We start from the raw sequence: 19,028 nt of genomic DNA, 5'->3' as shown, positions 1-19,028 counted from the left end.
GTGGCACTTGTCGGGACGGTTTGACCTGAAAATAGGAATAATTCCGTAACTTTGTGCCATGAAAACCACGATTAAGCGAAAGCAGGGGGCAAGCTCGCTTGCTTCTGCCGAGCGTGAGTGGTTTATCTAATACCCGACAATGTAGGATATAATTGCTAAAAATATAGAAAATGGAAAAGAAATTCAAGAGAACAACCGTCACGTCGGCTTTGCCATACGCCAACGGTCCGGTGCATATCGGTCATTTGGCAGGGGTGTATGTCCCGGCGGACATTTACGTGCGTTACCTCCGTCTGAAGAAGGAGGACGTGCTTTTCATCGGCGGTTCTGACGAGCATGGCGTGCCCATCACCATCCGGGCCAAGAAGGAGGGCATCACGCCGCAGGACGTGGTAGACCGTTATCATAAAATCATCAAGGACTCCTTCGAGGAATTCGGCATTTCGTTCGATGTGTACGGGCGCACGACGTCCGAAGTGCATTGTGAGACGGCTTCGGAGTTTTTCCGTACCTTGTACGACAAGGGCGAGTTCGTGGAGAAAACTTCTATGCAGTATTACGATGAGGAGGCACATACTTTCCTGGCCGACCGTTACATCACGGGCGAATGCCCCCATTGCCATGCAGAAGGAGCATACGGCGACCAGTGCGAGAAGTGCGGCACGTCGCTGTCCCCCACCGACTTGATCAACCCCAAGAGTGCCATCAGCGGTTCGAAACCGGTGATGCGTGAGACGAAGCATTGGTATCTGCCGTTGGACAAGCACGAGGCATGGTTGCGCCAGTGGATTCTGGAAGACCACAAGGAGTGGCGTAACAACGTGTACGGGCAGTGCAAGAGTTGGCTCGACATGGGTTTGCAGCCCCGTGCCGTGAGCCGTGACTTGGACTGGGGCATCCCCGTGCCGGTGGAAGGTGCCGAGGGCAAGGTGCTTTATGTGTGGTTCGATGCGCCCATCGGCTATATCAGCAATACGAAGGAATTGCTGCCCGATTCGTGGGAGAAATGGTGGAAAGACCCTGAAACCCGTCTGGTGCACTTCATCGGGAAGGACAATATCGTGTTCCATTGTATCGTGTTCCCGGCTATGCTGAAGGCCGAGGGAAGCTATATCCTGCCGGACAACGTGCCGAGCAACGAGTTCCTTAACTTGGAGGGCGACAAGATTTCCACGTCACGGAATTGGGCGGTGTGGTTGCATGAGTACTTGCGCGATTTTCCGGGCAAGCAGGACGTATTGCGCTATGTGCTGACGGCCAATGCTCCGGAAACGAAAGACAACGATTTCACGTGGAAGGATTTTCAGGCCCGCAATAATAACGAATTGGTGGCAGTCTATGGTAATTTCGTGAACCGTGCCTTGCAGCTTACGCAGAAGTATTACGATGGTGTGGTGCCCGCCTGCGGCGAGTTGACGGAGTATGACCGCCAGACGTTGGATGAGTTCAAGGACGTGAAAGCGAAGGTGGAAGAATTGCTCGATGCGTTCAAGTTCCGCGACGCGCAGAAGGAAGCGATGAACTTGGCACGCATCGGTAACAAATATATCGCCGACAGCGAGCCTTGGAAGGTGGTGAAGACCGATCCGGAGCGGGTGAAGACCGTCATCTACATCTCTTTGCAGCTCACGGCCAATTTGGCCATTGCTTTTGAGCCGTTCCTGCCCTTTAGCAGCGAGAAGCTCCGCAAGATGTTGAACATGGAAAGCTTTGAGTGGAACCAGTTGGGGCGTACGGACCTCTTGCAGGCAGGCCACCGGTTGGCCAAGCCGGAACTGTTGTTCGAGAAAATAGAAGACGATGTAATCGAAGCACAAGTGCAGAAGCTGCTGGATACGAAAAAAGCCAATGAGGAAGCCAATTACAAGGCCAAGCCTGTCCGCGAGAATATCGCATTCGAGGATTTCCAGAAGTTGGATATCCGTGTGGGAACGGTATTGGAATGCACCAAAGTGCCCAAAGCGGACAAACTGTTGTGCTTCAAGATTGCCGACGGGTTGGAAAACCGCACAATCGTAAGCGGTATCTCCAAATTCTACAAGCCCGAGGAACTGGTGGGCAAGCAGGTTTGCTTCATTGCCAACCTTGCTCCCCGTAAACTGAAAGGCATCGAAAGCCAAGGCATGATACTTTCGGCACTGAATTATGACGAGTCGCTGAGTGTCATTACCGTAGACCGTGAGGTGAAGCCCGGTTCAGAGGTTTGTTGACAAGATGGCAGGGGCAATGGTATTTGTGTCCTGTATATGATAAAAGGAGAGGAACCGATAGGGTGTTCCTCTCCTTTTTGGGGTTTACAGTCCTCCGTCTACCATCCAGATTCCTTGCGGATTGTCGCGGCGCAAGGCTATGTGGCGGATTGCAGAACTGCCGTCGGGGTGGGTCAGCTTATAGAACACGATGACTCCGTTGTAGCCTTTCTTCTCTTTGGCTTCGCTGAAATCTGAAGCCTTGCAGCCTTTCAAGTCTTCGCTGAGTGTGGGAAGTGAGGCCGTGTAATAGTAAAGTGCTTCTCCTGCCATTTGGGGCTTTCCACAGGTGAGTGCTTTCAGGACTCTTTGTGCGGCTTCCGGGGCAGTCTCGTTCTTTAGCTTTTTCAGGCGTACCGGGGCTTGGATTTCCGGTGCGTGGGCCGGTAGCCAGGTCACTTGTGTCGTGTCGGGGCGTTGTATGAGTTGGGTCGGTGTGAGGTGAAGATTATAGTCAATGCGTTCACTTTTCAGCACAAGCGTCTTTTGTCCATTGCGTTCCCACCATATTTGTATGCTCTTCAGCATCTTGTCTTCTTTTGAGAACACGTTCTCGGTGGTACACCGGTAGCTTGTTTCTTCCCCTTCCATCAAAGTCGCTATGTCGGAACCGTATATCTGGGTATGGGTGACTATGGTGATGGTGGAGTCTGTTTCGGTCGTTTCCATCCGGGCACCTTTGTCATCCAGTAATGCCCTTTTTTGTCGCTCTAACAGAGTTTCGGGGTGGAGCAGCGTGGCGAATCCTTCGGCAAAGTTGGCATCGGGTGTGCCGTATACCCCTGAACCGTTCGTGTCCCACATGTACTGCTTCTCGCCGTCCGACATGATGGTGCGTCCGCCTTCTTTTTCAATCCTCCAGAATGTCTTGGCTTCTTGCCGCATGGATTTGATACTGATATGCGTGAATCCGGATTCCGGATTGATGTAGGCGAAGTTCTCTTTCGGAGTGGTACGGGCGTAGATAGACATGGAGAAGCTTTCCGCGTCTCGTGATTTTTGGATGGATTGCTCGAAAACCAAAGGGATGGCAGTGACGGCCTCCGCTTGTGTGGAGAACAGGTTGCTTAGCCCTGTGCCCACACCGGCTAAGAATATGGCTATGGCGGCCGCTACCTGCAGGATTCTGCGTATCAGTTTTTGTTGGGGGGCACCTTGTGGTTGTGAGGGCTGTAACGTGATAACCGGTTTTTGTTTTCCAAACTCCGGTGAATGCTTGGGCGTAAGTAAGTCTACCGTTTGCATGAAGTCTTCGTAATAAGCACGGCACGAAGCGCATTCCTTCATGTGTTGTCTACAAGCTTCTGCAATGGCCGGATCGGTTTGTTTGTCACATAAGTCGGCCATATATTTCTTAAAATCTTCGCATTTCATGATGTTTTGTTTTTTGGGTTTTTCTACTTTAGGATTTGATTCCTTTTCTGATTTTTTCTATTCCGTACTGGAATCTGGATTTGGCGGTTGTGACCGGTATGTCCAGGATGGCGGCAATGTCCGAGAAACTGTTATTGCCGTGGATACGGAGCCGGATGACTTCGGCTTGTTCCTCCGGGATTCCTGCTAGCAGGGTCGAGATAAGTTGGAACTCTTGTTCGAAGTTTTCGGCTTTTTCTTCACTGACGTGTGTGGCTTGCTCTATCGGCACGAATTGCCGTGTTTGCCGTCGGCGCAACCGGTCGGTGCAGAAATTGGAAAGGCTTCGATAGAGGTAACTGCGCAAGTTTGCCAGGGGATGACCACCTGCATCTTGTTTTTTAGTATGCAGTTGCAGGAAAATGTCTTGTACGGCATCTTCGGCATCGTCTGCGTTTCCTAACCGGTAACAGGCGTATCTCAGCAAATGAGGTCTTTCGCTCTCCATCAATGCGGCTATTTCCCGATGCGGTTTCTTTTCCGGATGGTTGTTTAGGGTTTGTTTCATATTTCATTCATGTTTTTTAGACTGCAATCTGTAATAATGACGCAATAGGGAGATAAAAGACGTAAAAACTGCCTTCTTTTTTAGATATTACCTAATAAAAAAGAAAAAGGCAGTTTTTACACGGAAAAATAGGTCTGCTGTTTAAGGCAGGTTCTTTTTGTCCTCTTCGAGGTCTTGTCGGGGAAGATTGGCTGCCAACAGCAGCCAACCCGCAACACCGGCTACGATGGATCCGCAAAGAATGCCCAGTTTCGCATCATTGAGGAGTGTACTGCCTTCCATACCTATATTATAGTAGGAAAGGTCGGCAATGAACATGGAGACGGTGAACCCGATGCCCGTCAACATGCAGACGCTGAAAAAGTTTTTCCAGTTGCAGCCCTGGGGTAATTGGACGAATCCCAACTTGACTGCCAGCCAAGAGAACGAGAATACGCCTACGAATTTCCCGATGGCCAATCCTAAAAAGACTGCCAGACCTACTCCGTTGAGCAGGCTGTCCATGCTGATGCCTTCTAAGTTCACTCCTGCATTGGCGAAGGCGAAGACCGGAATTACGAAATAATTGATGGGGTTCTGCAAAGCGTCTTCCAAATCCTGTAAAGGGCTAATCGTACGGTCCGAGGCGTGTTCTATATTTTTAAGCAATATGATTTGTTCGTTGGACAGGATAGTAGTCCCCTTATGATTGGTGGTTGCCTGGTCTATGGGGAAACGGTTGATTTTGTTTCGCAGGTGTTTGACGAAGTGAAGGGCAGAAACTCCGGGGCGTGCCGGGACGAAGAAGGCCACGATTACTCCGGCTATGGTGGCATGGATACCGGAATTCAGTAGGGAGTACCAAACGAATGTCCCGATGACGATGTAGAACATTTTGGACATGACATGACGATGGTTGCCGAAGGCCAAAATCACAAGCAGGAGAGCGGCGTAGGCCAAGTATTGGAAATGCAATTCGGTAGAATAAAAAATGGCAATGACCAAAATGCCGCCCAAGTCATCGGCTACGGCCAAGGTGGCCAGAAATATCTTCAGGCCGATGGGAACCCGTTTGCCGAACATGGAGAGTACCCCCAATGAGAACGCAATGTCAGTAGCCATAGGAATTGCGCTACCCCGTAGCATAAGCGGGTCGTCGGGGCAGGTGAGGACGAAAATCAACACGGGAATAGCCATTCCGCCGCAGGCTCCGATGATGGGGAGCAGGGCTTTCTTCATCGTGGAAAGTTCGCCTACGAGAATTTCCCGTTTGATTTCCAGTCCCACGGAAAAGAAGAACAGTGCCATTAAGAAATCGTTGATGAATTCCAACAAGGTGAGGCATTCCTTCCCGTGGCTGAACAGGTTGAAGTTTCCGATGGAGAAACTGACTGGTTTGTCCCACAAGGCACGGTAGGCATCTCCCCAACCGGAATTGGCCACGACCAGGGCCAAAATTGTAACGATAATCAGAATCAGGCTGGAGTTCACGTATTTCCTGAACATGCTAAGAAAAGTATAATTCCTCATGGCTTTTAGGGATTGGGGGTAAGTGTTGGTTTTAATTTTTGCTATTCCATACGATGGGCGTTCCCGTAGTCGTAATACCCTCGGCTTGGATGCTGAGTACCGTAGGTTTGCTGTTGTTATACAAATTGACGGTAGCCTTTCCTTCCGAGTCGAATTTCACATTGGGCATCCAGTACAAGGTACGGCGATAGTCTTTTGTGTCCGGCAAGGGCTTTTGGCTGTAATCGGGGCTATAGAAGTCTTCGCATACGGCATATCCGTCCAACACATAACGTCGGTCACGGTATGTGGGTTGGTAGCCGTCGTTGGGGAATAGGCGGTAGTCGATGATGACATCCGGTTGGTTGTCCCCTTGGTATTTCGGACTGCCTTGTTCGCGGGGGGCATAATCAGTGTAAATATAAAGCTTGTCTAAGTTCCGGAGGTGCCTGTAAGCCTCCATTTTACCTTCTCCGGCCGTGATGACAGGAGGAATCTCAATCTGCGTGCCGTTGAGCATGCGCTGTGGGGCAACGTTCTTGCGGGTATGCTTCAGGTTTATCGGTTTGCCGTCGTACCGGACTTGCAGGAAATAGTCCCTGTCCATGCCCATGTCACCGATATAGGTCAGGGCGACTTGCTGCGGGAAGGTGACCCAGTTGTGTGTGCCGGTGCTCATGCCATAGTCTGCCGTGAGGTTGAACGCGTCGTAAGCGTCTACTACCAAGGCCGGCTTGCTAAGGTCGAGCTTGCGCAACCCGCCCCGTTTGGTTCGTACCGTTATCGTGGCAAGTTGGCGGTCTGTGAAAGATGTTTGTCCACCTTGGCTTTCGAACCGTTCGTCTGCGTCATAGCGCGGTGCGTCGTGGTAATAGCTGTACGGTTTCGGGAATAAGGGATTGAATCGGTTCAACTTGACAAAATAATCCGGGTAGGCCTCCTCGTTGGTGAAGTCCTTCTTCCTTTTTTCCTTGATGTAGTCTTCTCCTTTGTCTTTGTCCGCAGCCGGGAGGAACAGGATGTATTTGTCATATAATAACGGAGTCTTCATGTAAAACATTCCATTCTCCGTTGTTTGCATCAGGTCCATGGTCTGGTTGCCTTGGATGAATGTGGGCCATACGTTGACTTCTTCTTTCAGGTTGCTCATGATGGAACCTGTGGTGAACGGGTCACGTTGGTTGTCCTGAAACATTTGGGTCATAGGATTGTGGTTCGAGGTGTTGCCGGATTCAAGTCCTTTGTTTTCTTGGTTCTGGTTGTCGGCGGCTTCCATGATGTCTTCTATTGTGCCGTCCCGTTCCACGGAGGTGTCAGGGGCGCGCATGGTTCCGGTTTCGGGCAACCAGTTTTCTTCTTTGACATACGTTCCGTAGGCCAATCGGAAATCTTCTATCCGGTTCACACAACCAGATATGGTTTGGAGCTGTTCCGGCATGTGTTGAAGGGCCATAGGTTCGATACCTGACATGGTTTTCCATGAATAACGTCGCCATCCCTGTACCATCATGAGGAGGTCGAGTGCCTGACGTCGGATACTGTCGTCCGCTTCGAAATAGTAACCCGGGTTCTCGACGAAACCTTTCAATTCGCTTCCCAACAGCATTTCCGTAAGGATGTTGCCGTTGTCGTATGTCAGTTCGTCCGTGGCGTGATCGCGTATTGCCAACGACACATTGGGCGTGCCGGTGGTAGGATTCGTCAGTTGGAGTTGCAGGGAGATGGGCTCGAAAGGTTCGTATTGTGCTTTTACTCCGTCGACGGTTAATTGCGGTGTGTCATATTCGTGGTGGTTAACGAATATCAGGCGGTCGGCGTACACACGTCCTTTCCCGTCGAACAGCGTAAACTGGTTTACTCCCGTAGGGAGTTGGTCGGACGGAATTTCGACGGTAGCTTTTCCGCTGTCGTCAAGCTTGATGTCATAATAGGCTTTCGATACACCGTTGTGCATGATTTGAAGGCCCATGGCCGGTTTCGGGTTCTGGAGGCCGGAGGATTGGATGGAGGCGCTGACGACCTCCCCCTTTTGTACGACAGCCATGGCGCAGCCCTCCTTGGCCGGTTCGGGCAATGCATACATGTAATCATATCCTTCGTATCGGAATACGGCTTTATATTTCTCTCCGGCCGGTATGTCCGGTAAAGTGAATATGCCGCGTCCCCGGTTCATGCTTTTGGCTCGGGCGATTTCCTTCCCGTTCTTATCCTGTACGGATAGCTCGATGTCGATATGTTTTCCTTCTTCCGTGTTGGCTTCGAACGCTACTCTTCCGGTAGTGCCTTCCACGATGTCTCCTCCTTCGGGATAGAAGCGGAGGTCGAGTTTCGGTTTACCTTTTTCGGATTTGAAATATCTTCGCATCGGTCTGAGCGTCATGTCCTTGGTGTAATCTCCGGGAGTTTTTGGATGGTCGAACACCGGGAATACGCGCGAATAAATCTTATCATAGTCCCGGAAAAAATCCTTGGCCATTGATTTAAAGTAGAACATCAGTTCCGTCCACTTGGAATGTGGGTGTTCATATTGCCCGAAGTTCAGCATCCAACGGGTATATGCCCTTAATTCATAATATCCGGCATATAGGGAGTCGGTGAGCGTGAAAGCCCCGTGCCCCGTTCCGTCCGGCATTTCCACCTGTTGCCGTTCTACCAAGTAACCGTCGGGAGTGAGCAGTTCTACATATAATATCTTACTGAGGTCGGTCAAAGTCTGCCGGTCTGAGCGCGTGACGTATGCTTTGTACCATATCGTGTCGCCTACGAAATAGCAGGTGTTGTCGATGTGGAGAAAGACTTTTTCTTGAGGGACGGCCGTCCCGAATTTTTCTACCTTCTGGCTTAAGACCTCCGGTGTGGCGGAGGTTCGCGGAGTATTTCCCCCTTGTCCCCATGCGAAGAGAGAAGAGCAAAATGCGATACCGAGTGCAATGTTACGTCTCATGATATTTCGTTTAGGTTTGCTAAGTACAAAGATAATAATTAAAATCTCCCATCAATAAGTTTTTACCAAGAAATTCTGAGGTGATATCCACCGTTTATTGTTTTTATATCTATCTTTGCCCCAACTAAGATTATTATGAAACTCGATTATACACATAAAGACTCTTATTATGACACTTATTAAATCTATTTCAGGCATACGCGGAACTATCGGCGGCTGCGTAGGCGACACGCTGAATCCGTTGGACATTGTGAAATATACATCTGCATACGCCGCGTTGATTCGCCGGACGGCTACAGTGAAGGGCAATACAATCGTAGTAGGACGGGATGCACGCATTTCCGGCGAGATGGTCAAGAATGTGGTGTGCGGCACACTGATGGGCATGGGGTTCGATGTGGTCAATATCGGACTGGCTTCCACGCCGACCACCGAACTGGCCGTAACGATGGAAGGGGCCTGCGGCGGCATCATCATCACGGCTTCGCATAACCCCCGGATGTGGAACGCCTTGAAACTCCTTAATGAGAAAGGCGAGTTCCTGAACAAAGAAGAGGGGAACGAAGTGTTGCGGTTGGCAGAGGAAGAAGCGTTTGAATATGCAGACGTGGATCATCTGGGGCACTATCGGGAAGACCATACGTATGACCAAAAGCACATCGATTGGGTCAAGAACCTGAGATTAGTGGACGTGGAGGCGATTCGCAAGGCACATTTTCGCGTGGCCATAGACACAGTCAATTCGGTGGGTGGCATCATCCTGCCTCGGTTGTTGGAACAATTGGGAGTGGAGCAGGTCACAGGGCTGTTTACGGAACCGACGGGAGATTTCGGCCATAACCCCGAACCTTTGGAAAAGAACTTGGGCGACATCAAGGCTTTGATGCAAAAAGGCGGTCACGATTTGGCATTCGTGGTAGACCCGGACGTAGACCGTCTGGCCATGTTCTGCGAGGACGGGACGATGTACGGCGAGGAATACACCTTGGTGACGGTGGCAGACTATATTCTGCAGCATACGCCGGGAAACACGGTGTCTAATTTGAGTTCCACCCGTGCCTTGCGCGATGTGACCCGTATGTACGGAGGGGAATACAGCGCGGCTGCGGTTGGCGAGGTGAACGTGGTGGCCAAGATGAAAGAGACCCGTGCCGTGATCGGCGGGGAAGGCAACGGCGGGGTGATTTATCCGGAGGCGCATTACGGGCGCGACGCATTGGTCGGCATCGCCCTCGTGTTGACCTATCTGGCCCGGACGGGAAAGAAAATGTCCGAACTGCGTGCCACTTATCCGTCATACTTCATGGCCAAGAACCGTATCGACCTGACGCCGGAGACGGATGTGGATGCCATTCTGGAGAAAGTAAAAGACATGTATAAGGACGAGGAGGTGAACGACATCGACGGAGTGAAGATTGATTTCCCCGACAAATGGGTGCATTTGCGTAAAAGCAACACAGAGCCGATTATCCGTGTGTATTCCGAGGCAGCCACGCAGGCTGAGGCGGAGGAAATCGGGCGGAAAGTCATGGACGTGGTGTATTCGCTGGTTTGACGGACCTGTTCATCATTAACCTGAGGATATATGAAAAAACTGTTATTGTATGTGTGGGGCTTGCTCTTCTGTCTGGGGGGGCGGGCCGGTGGAGAACGGGAAACGGTGCTGTTGCGGGACGGATGGCGGTTCATCCGTGCGGACAATGAGTCGTTCGGCGGAGTGCAGGTAGACGACGGAAAGTGGAAACGCGTGTCCGTGCCCCACGATTGGGCGATAAGCGGGCCGTTCGATGCGAATAACGACCGCCAGTTCATGGCCATCGAGCAGGACGGACAGAAAGAGGCGCAAAACCAGTCCGGACGTACGGGAGGACTGCCTTTCGTCGGCGTAGGTTGGTACAGGCTGTATTTCGATGTACCCGGTTTTGGGACAGACAAACGCGTGGTGCTGATGTTCGACGGGGCGATGAGCCACGCGCAAGTCTATGTCAACGGAAAGAAGGTGGGGAATTGGCCGTATGGCTATAATTCCTTTTATTTCGACGTGACGGATGCCGTGAATGCAAAAGACAATGTGTTGGCGGTGCGCTTGGAGAATGAACCCGAAAGCTCTCGTTGGTATCCGGGAGCCGGGTTGTACCGGAACGTGCATCTGGTCGTGTCGGGCAAAGTCGGGGTACGTACATGGGGCACGACTGTCACCACGCCGGCGGTGCGTGAGGATTTTGCGAAAGTGACGGTGCGTACGGAACTGGAATATCCCGAAGGCACGGACTGCAAGGACATCCGCCTGAAAACCGTCCTGCGTGCTCCCGGAGGACAAAAAGTGGCGGAGCGCGAAACCGCTTTGTCGAGGTATGACGAAGGGGTGCTCGAACAGGATTTTGTGGTGGACCGTCCCCTGTTATGGGATTGCGGACATCCGAACCTCTACCGGGCAGACACGGAAGTGTATTATCAGGGACGTTTGAGCGACACTCACCAAACCACGTTCGGCATCCGTACGATTGAAGTCGTCCCCGAAAAAGGCTTCCTGTTGAACGGGAAAAGGTTGGTTTTCCATGGCACGTGCAATCATCACGATTTGGGGCCGTTGGGCACGGCGGTGAATATGCAGGCCATCCGTTACCGGCTGAAGATGCTGAAGGACATGGGCAGCAATGCTTACCGCACGTCGCACAACATGCCGTCACCGGAACTGGTACAAGCCTGCAACGAGATGGGGATGCTGTTGATGGTGGAGACTTTCGATGAGTGGAAAGCCAAGAAAATGGCTAACGGTTACAACAAGTACTACGACGAGTGGGTGGAACGCGACTTGGTGAACGTGATGCGTCATTACCGCAACGACCCGTCGGTCGTGATGTGGTGCATCGGCAACGAAGTGCCCGACCAAGGTTCGGCGCAGGGAGCGAAGTTGTGCCGGATGATGCAGGACATCGTGCACCGCGAAGATCCCACGCGGCCCTGCACGCAAGGCATGGACCGTGTGGATGCCGCCATCAAGAGCCACGTGGCGGCTATCATGGACATCCCGGGCTTCAATTATCGTTCCCATCTTTACCAGAAGGCTTATAAGGCATTGCCGCAGCAAGTGGTGCTAGGGTCGGAAACGGCTTCTACGGTAAGCTCACGAGGCGTGTATAAGTTCCCTGTGGAACGCAAGGCCGGGGCGAAATACGACGACCACCAGTCTTCTTCTTACGATGTGGAACACTGCAGTTGGAGCGACCTGCCGGAGGATAATTTCATTCTGTCCGAGGATTTGCCCTACGATATGGGCGAGTTCGTGTGGACGGGCTTCGACTACTTGGGCGAACCGACACCGTATTATGACGATTGGCCCAGCCACTCTTCGCTGTTCGGCATCATCGACTTGGCTTACCTGCCCAAGGATCGTTATTACCTTTACCGCAGCGTATGGAACAAGGCGGTAGAAACCTTGCACATCCTTCCGCACTGGACTTGGCCGGGGCGTGAAGGCGAGGTGACCCCTGTATTCGTGTACACCAATTACCCCACGGTGGAGCTTTTCATCAATGGCAAGAGCCAAGGGAAACGTACGAAAGCCCCCACCGTCAGGCTCGACGAGACGGAAAACGATGAGGCGCGCCGTGCTTTGGCCCGCCAGAAACGTTACCGGCTGATGTGGATGGACACGCGTTACGAGCCGGGCGAGGTGAGGGCTGTGGCCTACGACGAAAGCGGACGGAAGCGCGCAGAGCAGGTCGTCCGTACGGCAGGTAAGCCTTACCGCATCGTATTAAAGGCCGACAAGGACACGTTGGATGCGGATTTGCGGGATGAGGACTTGGCTTTTGTAACGGTCAGCGTGGTAGACCGCGAGGGCAATCTCTGTCCCGACGCACAGCAAACGGTGAAGTTTTCTGTTCGTGGAGCGGGGTATTACAAGGCCGGAGCCAACGGCAACCCCGTGTGTCTTGAACCGTTCGGCCGGCCGCAAATGCCTGTGTTCAACGGACAGATGACCGCGATCGTGGCGGAAAAAGGACAAGCCGGAACCCTCCGCCTGAAAGCGGAAGCCAAAGGACTGAAGTCTGCCGAACTGGTCTTGCCAGTCAAGCGGACGGAATAAGCCCGGAGGGGAGGAGGGAATCCCTTTTTCCTATTCCTGCGTCTCCGGGGCATAGGTCTCGATGAAATCCTTCTCGAAAGGAAGCGTACGGAGCACGTTCAGGTGAGAACGTGCTTCTTCTTTTTTATGTAAGGCTAAGCAAATCCGGACCATCTGTTTGAGCAGGAACGGAGACGGGCCTTCGGTCTTCAAGTCCGCTTTGCCCAGTTCATAAGCGATGGGGTATTGTTCAGAAGCGATGCAGTAGTCCATCAGGAAGTAGTTCCGGGCGTTTTCGAGCTTGCCGTCACGGTTATGCAGGTAAATGGGGCGGCTTGTCGGCGGTAACATGTCTATGGGCACTTTGGGCACATCGTTTTTGTCTTCCATCCGCGAAATGGCGTAGTAAGCCGCCACCGTGCTGTAGGTAAGCCCGGAGCGGGATGCAGTGGTTTGCATGCCCTTCCAGTCCTGCCGTTCCAGTTCGCGCTGCATCCTGGCTGTAGGGCGTACGTAGGGGCGATACCATTCGTTCATACCCACGGCTCCGGCTCCCAAAATGAGGATGAATCCCATGGCTTTCCATTCGTCGAGCGGACGGTTGTAAGCCGGTGGGGTGAACAACCCCGAGAGTTTTTTCCGGCTGAACGAACGTACGAAAACGGCTTGGCAAGCCAGAATGAGGAGGATGCAGAAGGGAATGCCGAGCAGTTTACCTGTTTCCGCCTGATAGTAAATGTCGAAACCGTGGTAGACGACCACATAAATAAAAACGAATGCCGGGATGTATTTCAGGTATCCGAACCGGCCGCGCAACCTGAAGACATAGCCGAACAGCCAAGAGATGAGGGTAAGCATGCCCGACAGGAGGGCGCCGCCCCAAAAGGGCGAGTGGAAAGCTTGGAGCAAGGCGCGCCCGATGATCCACAATGAACCGTAAGGCTTCTCCCATACAGGCCGCAGAGCCTCTAAATCGGTGGTAAAGAAACTGTGCTGTTGGGCGATATAAAGCACATCGCCGTAATAAATGCCGAAAAACGCCCAAAAGGCGAAAAAGAATGCTTTCAGGGAGTCCGGCCATTCCGTCATTACACGGGAGGTGCGGTTTTCCGGTGAATTTTTTTGTTGGTTGTTCATGGGGGGATGGGGTTAAAGGGTTAATTTATGCAGCCAGTATCCGGCCTTGTTTTGGATTTCCGTTTGTTGTTTCTCCAACTCTTGGATGATACCGCATTGTTGTACGGAGCCCCGGACGGCCACCGCGTCGTCCACGGCGGTTTCCTCGTCGCTGTCGATACCGAAACCGGCAAGAGAACCCGTCGAGATGTCCTTCGTGGCATCGGCTATGATTTGCCGGTTGAGTGCCGTGGCGGCGGTTTCCCATTTCCGGATGACGGGCAGGCAGAGCGACGGGATGAAGTCCTTGCCGTAGGCATCGGGGTATATCTCGTGCAATAGGTTCCACGTCCAAGCCCAGGCGAAATCGTCATATCGGTCGTGGATAAGCCGGAACCGTTCCCCCAATTTTTCTATGCGGTCGAGTTGTCCGGTGGTGATGGTTCTTATTATGTCATTGATTTCGCTTATGGGTGCCAACATGCCGCCGATGTCTCCCCAATGGTCGCTGCATGCTGCACGGGGGCGCAGGAGTTCGCATAGCCCGTCCGAAGGCATGCCCTCATGCGTCTCTAATTGCCGGATCAGTTGTTCGCCCAAGTAACGGTCTAAGGCTAGCCTGTACCATTCTATGCCTTGCTTCACTGATTTCTCTTTGAGCCGCAAGCCGTTCCATGTGATTTCCTTTGCATCTTCCCCGAAACGTCCGTTCAGTCCTTCCAAGGTGTGTATGGCCTGCCATACCCGTTCCATCGTATAAGGGGAAAAGGCGTCGAAGGAGACCGTGTCGGTTTGGGGCACACGTGGGGAACGCCTGTCGCGTGCAGGCCATTTCCCGATGTCGCGCAGCGTGCCCACCCCGCGCAGGGTGATGCCGGGGAGTACGTAATAAGCGTTCCCTTGTTCCACGAGGTAGGAGAAGGGCCATTCGTGACTGTCCGTCCCGGGGGGGCAATGCCCCATGACCAACGAAAATGCTCCGATATGTGCAGGCCACGAGATGTGGCATCCCGAAACCGTCTTGCAGCCTCGTTCCAAAACGCCGTGGTGGCGGGGGCCAAGTTTATAGGCGTGGTTGCTTTGGTTGGTGCCTGAACCTGCATTCATGAACGAGAACATGCCGCCTATCAACAGCGTGGACTTGTGATGTGTCACCGTATAGGGGCCAGCCAGTATGGCGCATGACTCGCCGTGCTCGGCTTGGCTGTTGCAAGCGAAGTAGGAGTCTGTGGCAGAGAAGCCGTGCCCGATGGCGGAGGCTTGTCCCACGTAGCAACGGCTGAGCATCGCGCCATCAGTGACGTGGCAACCGTTTTGCAGGATGAAATCGCGGGCGATGACCAAATCGCCTACAAAGGTAGGGGTGTCCGGATGGCTGCATACCGTGCCGTTTTCCAACCGGACGGCACCTTCCAGACAGCTGCAAGGCCCGATTTTCACGTTGCGGATCAGTCCGCAGCGGAGTATCCGTGTGCTTTCGCCTATCTTGCCACGGTTGCCGGTTTGCCGTGCGGCGTAGTCCGAAACCAACCGGCGGAGGTTTTGCGTCAACAAGGCATCGTGGCGGTACATGGCCTGCATGTACGCTTCCTGTGCCGACAGGCGGTCGTGGATGAGGATGTCCCGTCCTCCGCTTTCGCTCATGACATGGAGTTCCGTACCGTTGCCGAAAGAGGACGGGCCGGTCATGGCAATGGTGTCCGTATGGAGGACGATGCACTCCGGGGCGATGTCGTAATGGGCGATATACCCGTGGACGTGGGCTATCAGGCAGTCGTCGCCCACGGTGGTACAGTGCAGCGTGGCATGGCGGATACCCGTATGGAGCGTGATTCCGCCCGGCAGCGTGACGGTCTTTTGGAAATTCCCGATACGGTTGGAGCCGGAAAAATGCACGTACGCCAGATGGTGGAGGTCGATATCCGGGTGGACTTCAATGAGTTGCCAGTCCTCGGCCGTGCAGCCTTGCTGTTCCAATTGTCGGATTTCGGCGGGAAGCAGTCGCCGGTATGCTGTGTCGGTATGCGTCTGTAGTTCCATGTCTTTTTCTATGTTGGTTTATTCGAGTTCCTGTTTGGAGGTATAAAGAAACGTTTTTTTTTTGAAAGTCAGTGAGGTTTGCCTTATTTTTTTTGCAAGTTTCTCTGGATGGGGATGGCCACGGACTTTATGCTATGGGTGGGCGTGCCAGGCTTTGGAAACAAGGCTTTGTCAAATGAAATCCGACTTCAAAGAGTGTGCGGATTTACCTTGCGGAGAATGTTTTTTCGTTCTGCGCCAAATGAAAAATCATTCTCAGGAGAATGAAAAATCGTTTGGCGCAGATTTTTTTGCCGTTCTATGTGGATTTCTATTTTGTTGTGAGTGAGGTGGTTGCGCAATATGGAGAGACGGTGGAGATACGGGGCTTCGGTGTCTTGGTTTTTCAATGCCTCACCGTAGGGCATAAAAAAAAGGGTCAGCGCTCTGACCCAACCTTTGTTAACCTTAAATCTAATACTATGAAAAACACGATGCAAAGGTAGGGAGTTTTGGCTTTCCGGCAAAATATCCGGCTTTTAATATCGAAAAAATGGCTTTTTCTTGATTTATATCAATACGGAGTGCTTTTTTGTGCTAACTTTGTCGGGCAAGAACAAATATATGGTACAAGAATGCTTTGTAGACAATGGATTTGGTTGAAAAGGTTCAGGCATCGTCGCGGATACGGGGTGCACTCTCCCTTTGCGTTCGACTTCCTGACGTATGTGGTGTATGAGCGTGGGGAATATTACGCCTATCGGGAGTTGAAGAAACGCTATCCCGTGTTTTGCCTCTTTGGGGGCTTTCACCGGTTGAAATGCCGCAAGTTCCTTTTTCGCCTGTCCAACTATGTGCATCCGTCGTTAATCCGGATATACGGGCATTTGGAAGAGGCGGAAACGGCTTACTTGGCAGAGGGATGCCGTTCGGCTGCGGTATGCCGGGATGCGTTTTGGAAAGTGAGGGTGCAGGAGAACGGAGGTTTCGTGCGGCAGAAGGAACTGATGGTCGTGGGTAGGGGGATTGCTCCCCGGCATTGGACGGCTGTGGTTTCGCGTCCGTTGACAAGGTGTTCGGTGTGCCTCCTTTTCGGCATACGGGCATCAAAAGCGGCTTTGCGGGCGTGGAACGATGTGAAACGTTTGCCGGAAATCGTAGTGACTTTCGATCTTTACGACTATGGTCTTGTGTTTTATGACCGTTCCAAGCAACGGCAAGATTATATCGTGAATTTTTAAATATACGGAAGAATGAAGAAAAGTAAAGTATATACCCGTACGGGCGACGGGGGAATGACCAGCTTGAGCGGGGGCGTGCGGGTGCCGAAGACGGATGTCCGCGTGGAAGCGTACGGGACTGTGGACGAGTTGAATGCCCACATCGGCGAGTTGATTACTTATTTGGAAGGTGAGGAAGACCGCAAGTTCCTGACAGGTATCCAATGTGACTTGTTCACGATAGGGGCCTATCTGGCTACGGAGCCCTCACGTGCGGAAAAGTTTGGCCGGGAGGTGGTAACGGGAGAAGACGTGGCGCGCCTGGAGCAAGCCATAGATGAGGCGGAAGACGGACTTCCCGGTTGGCGTGGTTTCGTGCTTCCCGGTGGATCCAGGGGGGCGGCCGTATGCCATGTTTGCCGCACCGTGTGCCGCAGGGCGGAACGGCGTATTTTGGAACTGTCCGGAAGTGCGCCGGTGATGCCGGAGGTTTGTGCGTATGTTAACCGCTTGTCCGATTATTTGTTTGTGTTGTCCCGTAAAATGCTATTTATAGAGGGGAAAGATGAAATTGTGTGGAAGAAACGTTGATGGTATCGAAAATATTATTATTTTTGCGCACAAAATAGAAAAACGAAGTTGTTATAAATATTAAGGACTATGTATTGGACACTGGAATTGGCTTCAAAGTTAGAAGATGCGCCATGGCCTGCCACCAAGGATGAACTGATTGATTATGCGATGCGTTCTGGCGCCCCGTTGGAAGTGATCGAGAACCTGCAAGAGATAGAGGATGAAGGCGAAATATATGAGACGATAGAAGATGTGTGGCCTGATTATCCTACGAAAGAGGATTTTCTTTTCAACGAGGACGAGTATTGATGTGCGTCGGTAGGGGAAAGACGGAAAGGCCTGAAGTGATTACTGGAGCGGGTGTACGTGTGCATCCGCTCCATTGTTTTACTTGAAACCGCGATTTTCGTGCGATGTCGGACAATAAAAAGAAAAAGATTCTGTTTCCTTAAAGTATAACAGTTGTAGAAACGGTGAAGACAAAGGGAAAACTGATAGGGCTTATTTTGGTATTGAGCTTGTTGCCCCAGTGGGCCACGGCTCAGTACGACCCGTCTTTTGTCAACTATTGGGCCATGGCACCTTTTTATAATCCCGCAGCGACGGGCCAGGCTCCCGTGCTGAACTTCCAAGGGGCGTACAGCATGCAGATGGCCGGCTTTGAAAACGCCCCTGCCGTAATGTATGCCTATGTGGATTTGCCGTTGTTCTTCATCAGCGCGAAGCACGGTGCCGGAGTGGGGTTCACCAACGACCAGATAGGCCTGTTCAAACACCAGAAGTTTTTTCTGCAATATGCTTACCACCAACCTTTATGGGGAGGCCGGCTGAGTGGAGGTATCCATTTGTCCATGCTCAGTGAGACGTTCGATGGGGGAGGGTTGGATTTGGGAGAGTCCGGAGACCCCGCTTTTCCTACAGCTGAGGCCAACGGGGCCGGTTTCGATATGAATTTCGGCATCCAGTATGCCCGTAAGTCATGGTACGCCGGCTTTGCCATGATGCATTGTACTTCGCCGACCATCACCTTGGGAGAGGAAAAAGTGAACGAATTTAAGGTCTCTCCTTCTTATTATTTGACGGGTGGGTACAATATACGGCTTAAAAGTCCGTTATATACCATACATACGACCGCCATGCTGCGTTCCGATGCCGTAGGTTTCCGTGCGGACATGACGGGGCGCATCGCTTATCATGGCAGCAAGCATGAGTTGTACGGCGGAGTGTCGTATAGCCCGACGAATTCGGTCAGTTTTCTCTTCGGCGGGGACTTCCACGGCATCAATCTCGGTTATGCGTACGAAATGTACACGGCTGGTATCGGGGCATTGAATGGTAGTCATGAAATCATCATCGGCTATAAGACGGAGTTGAATCTGTTTAAGAAAGGAAAGAATAAACATAAAAGCGTAAGAATATTATAATA

At 52.1% G+C, this 19,028-nt stretch carries 14 protein-coding genes; 7 read left to right on the top strand and 7 right to left on the bottom strand.

Features of this window, described 5'->3' with window-relative positions; all coding sequences use genetic code 11:
- Positions 1-170: 170 nt before the first annotated feature.
- A complete protein-coding gene (gene metG / locus E0E47_RS09735; protein WP_008628271.1) occupies positions 171-2,210 on the top strand; it encodes a methionine--tRNA ligase in 2,040 nt (679 codons plus the stop codon).
- Positions 2,211-2,294: 84 nt separating this feature from the next.
- On the opposite strand, the gene E0E47_RS09730 is transcribed toward metG, so the two are convergent.
- From E0E47_RS09730 to E0E47_RS09715, 4 genes are all read right to left on the bottom strand, one after another.
- A complete protein-coding gene (locus tag E0E47_RS09730) occupies positions 2,295-3,623 on the bottom strand; it encodes an anti-sigma factor family protein (protein WP_130893569.1) in 1,329 nt (442 codons plus the stop codon).
- Between the two features lie 28 nt (positions 3,624-3,651).
- On the bottom strand, positions 3,652-4,170 hold the full coding sequence (locus E0E47_RS09725) for an RNA polymerase sigma factor (protein ID WP_008628267.1): 519 nt from the start codon (positions 4,168-4,170) through the stop codon (positions 3,652-3,654).
- Positions 4,171-4,311: 141 nt separating this feature from the next.
- Entirely contained in the window at positions 4,312-5,679 is a 1,368-nt protein-coding gene (gene nhaA, locus E0E47_RS09720; protein ID WP_130893568.1) for a Na+/H+ antiporter NhaA, read from the bottom strand.
- Positions 5,680-5,710: 31 nt separating this feature from the next.
- Positions 5,711-8,602 carry a hypothetical protein gene (locus E0E47_RS09715; protein ID WP_130893567.1) on the bottom strand — a complete coding sequence of 964 codons (2,892 nt, stop codon included), beginning with the start codon at positions 8,600-8,602 and terminating at the stop codon, positions 5,711-5,713.
- A 169-nt stretch (positions 8,603-8,771) separates the two neighbouring features.
- On the opposite strand from E0E47_RS09715, the gene glmM reads away from it, so the two are divergent.
- Both glmM and E0E47_RS09705 read left to right on the top strand, forming a co-directional pair.
- Entirely contained in the window at positions 8,772-10,157 is a 1,386-nt protein-coding gene (gene glmM / locus E0E47_RS09710) for a phosphoglucosamine mutase (protein WP_130893566.1), read from the top strand.
- Between the two features lie 30 nt (positions 10,158-10,187).
- Positions 10,188-12,695 carry a glycoside hydrolase family 2 TIM barrel-domain containing protein gene (locus tag E0E47_RS09705; protein ID WP_130893565.1) on the top strand — a complete coding sequence of 836 codons (2,508 nt, stop codon included), beginning with the start codon at positions 10,188-10,190 and terminating at the stop codon, positions 12,693-12,695.
- Between the two features lie 30 nt (positions 12,696-12,725).
- Here E0E47_RS09705 and E0E47_RS09700 read toward each other — a convergent pair whose 3' ends face one another.
- The 3 genes from E0E47_RS09700 to E0E47_RS09690 all read right to left on the bottom strand — a co-directional run bounded on the left by E0E47_RS09700 (position 12,726) and on the right by E0E47_RS09690 (position 16,336).
- Positions 12,726-13,811, bottom strand: a complete 1,086-nt coding sequence (locus tag E0E47_RS09700) for a DUF6057 family protein (RefSeq protein WP_232038394.1) — start codon at positions 13,809-13,811, stop codon at positions 12,726-12,728.
- Between the two features lie 12 nt (positions 13,812-13,823).
- The gene (locus E0E47_RS09695) at positions 13,824-15,830 is read right to left on the bottom strand and encodes a DUF4954 family protein (protein WP_130893564.1); all 2,007 of its coding nucleotides are present in this window, start codon (positions 15,828-15,830) and stop codon (positions 13,824-13,826) included.
- 188 nt (positions 15,831-16,018) lie between these two features.
- Positions 16,019-16,336, bottom strand: coding sequence for a hypothetical protein (locus tag E0E47_RS09690; RefSeq protein ID WP_130893563.1), 318 nt, complete (start codon positions 16,334-16,336; stop codon positions 16,019-16,021).
- Between the two features lie 108 nt (positions 16,337-16,444).
- Between E0E47_RS09690 and E0E47_RS17605 the strand changes: the two genes are divergently transcribed.
- The 4 genes from E0E47_RS17605 (at position 16,445) to E0E47_RS09665 (ending at position 19,026) form a co-directional block, all read left to right on the top strand.
- Entirely contained in the window at positions 16,445-17,050 is a 606-nt protein-coding gene (locus tag E0E47_RS17605) for a hypothetical protein (RefSeq protein WP_232038393.1), read from the top strand.
- A gap of 12 nt (positions 17,051-17,062) precedes the next feature.
- On the top strand, positions 17,063-17,620 hold the full coding sequence (locus E0E47_RS09675; protein ID WP_008628239.1) for a cob(I)yrinic acid a,c-diamide adenosyltransferase: 558 nt from the start codon (positions 17,063-17,065) through the stop codon (positions 17,618-17,620).
- Positions 17,621-17,689: 69 nt separating this feature from the next.
- Positions 17,690-17,911 (top strand): DUF2795 domain-containing protein, encoded by a 222-nt coding sequence (locus E0E47_RS09670; protein WP_008623219.1) that lies wholly within the window; start codon positions 17,690-17,692, stop codon positions 17,909-17,911.
- 164 nt (positions 17,912-18,075) lie between these two features.
- On the top strand, positions 18,076-19,026 hold the full coding sequence (locus tag E0E47_RS09665) for a PorP/SprF family type IX secretion system membrane protein (RefSeq protein WP_008628237.1): 951 nt from the start codon (positions 18,076-18,078) through the stop codon (positions 19,024-19,026).
- Positions 19,027-19,028 lie beyond the last annotated feature (2 nt).

Origin of the sequence: Paraprevotella xylaniphila YIT 11841 (assembly GCF_900683745.1) — a bacterium.
Taxonomy (GTDB): Bacteria; Bacteroidota; Bacteroidia; order Bacteroidales; family Bacteroidaceae; genus Paraprevotella; species Paraprevotella xylaniphila.
This window is presented reverse-complemented; position numbering and strand designations above follow the sequence as displayed.

What these genes read in the sequence shown, in the direction of transcription:
- metG (WP_008628271.1), top strand. Translation starts at nt 171, where the DNA reads ATGGAAAAGAAATTCAAGAGAACAACCGTCACGTCGGCTTTGCCATAC.
- E0E47_RS09730 (WP_130893569.1), bottom strand. Translation starts at nt 3,623, where the DNA reads ATGAAATGCGAAGATTTTAAGAAATATATGGCCGACTTATGTGACAAA.
- E0E47_RS09725 (WP_008628267.1), bottom strand. Translation starts at nt 4,170, where the DNA reads ATGAAACAAACCCTAAACAACCATCCGGAAAAGAAACCGCATCGGGAA.
- nhaA (WP_130893568.1), bottom strand. Translation starts at nt 5,679, where the DNA reads ATGAGGAATTATACTTTTCTTAGCATGTTCAGGAAATACGTGAACTCC.
- E0E47_RS09715 (WP_130893567.1), bottom strand. Translation starts at nt 8,602, where the DNA reads ATGAGACGTAACATTGCACTCGGTATCGCATTTTGCTCTTCTCTCTTC.
- glmM (WP_130893566.1), top strand. Translation starts at nt 8,772, where the DNA reads ATGACACTTATTAAATCTATTTCAGGCATACGCGGAACTATCGGCGGC.
- E0E47_RS09705 (WP_130893565.1), top strand. Translation starts at nt 10,188, where the DNA reads ATGAAAAAACTGTTATTGTATGTGTGGGGCTTGCTCTTCTGTCTGGGG.
- E0E47_RS09700 (WP_232038394.1), bottom strand. Translation starts at nt 13,811, where the DNA reads ATGAACAACCAACAAAAAAATTCACCGGAAAACCGCACCTCCCGTGTA.
- E0E47_RS09695 (WP_130893564.1), bottom strand. Translation starts at nt 15,830, where the DNA reads ATGGAACTACAGACGCATACCGACACAGCATACCGGCGACTGCTTCCC.
- E0E47_RS17605 (WP_232038393.1), top strand. Translation starts at nt 16,445, where the DNA reads ATGCTTTGTAGACAATGGATTTGGTTGAAAAGGTTCAGGCATCGTCGC.
- E0E47_RS09675 (WP_008628239.1), top strand. Translation starts at nt 17,063, where the DNA reads ATGAAGAAAAGTAAAGTATATACCCGTACGGGCGACGGGGGAATGACC.
- E0E47_RS09670 (WP_008623219.1), top strand. Translation starts at nt 17,690, where the DNA reads ATGTATTGGACACTGGAATTGGCTTCAAAGTTAGAAGATGCGCCATGG.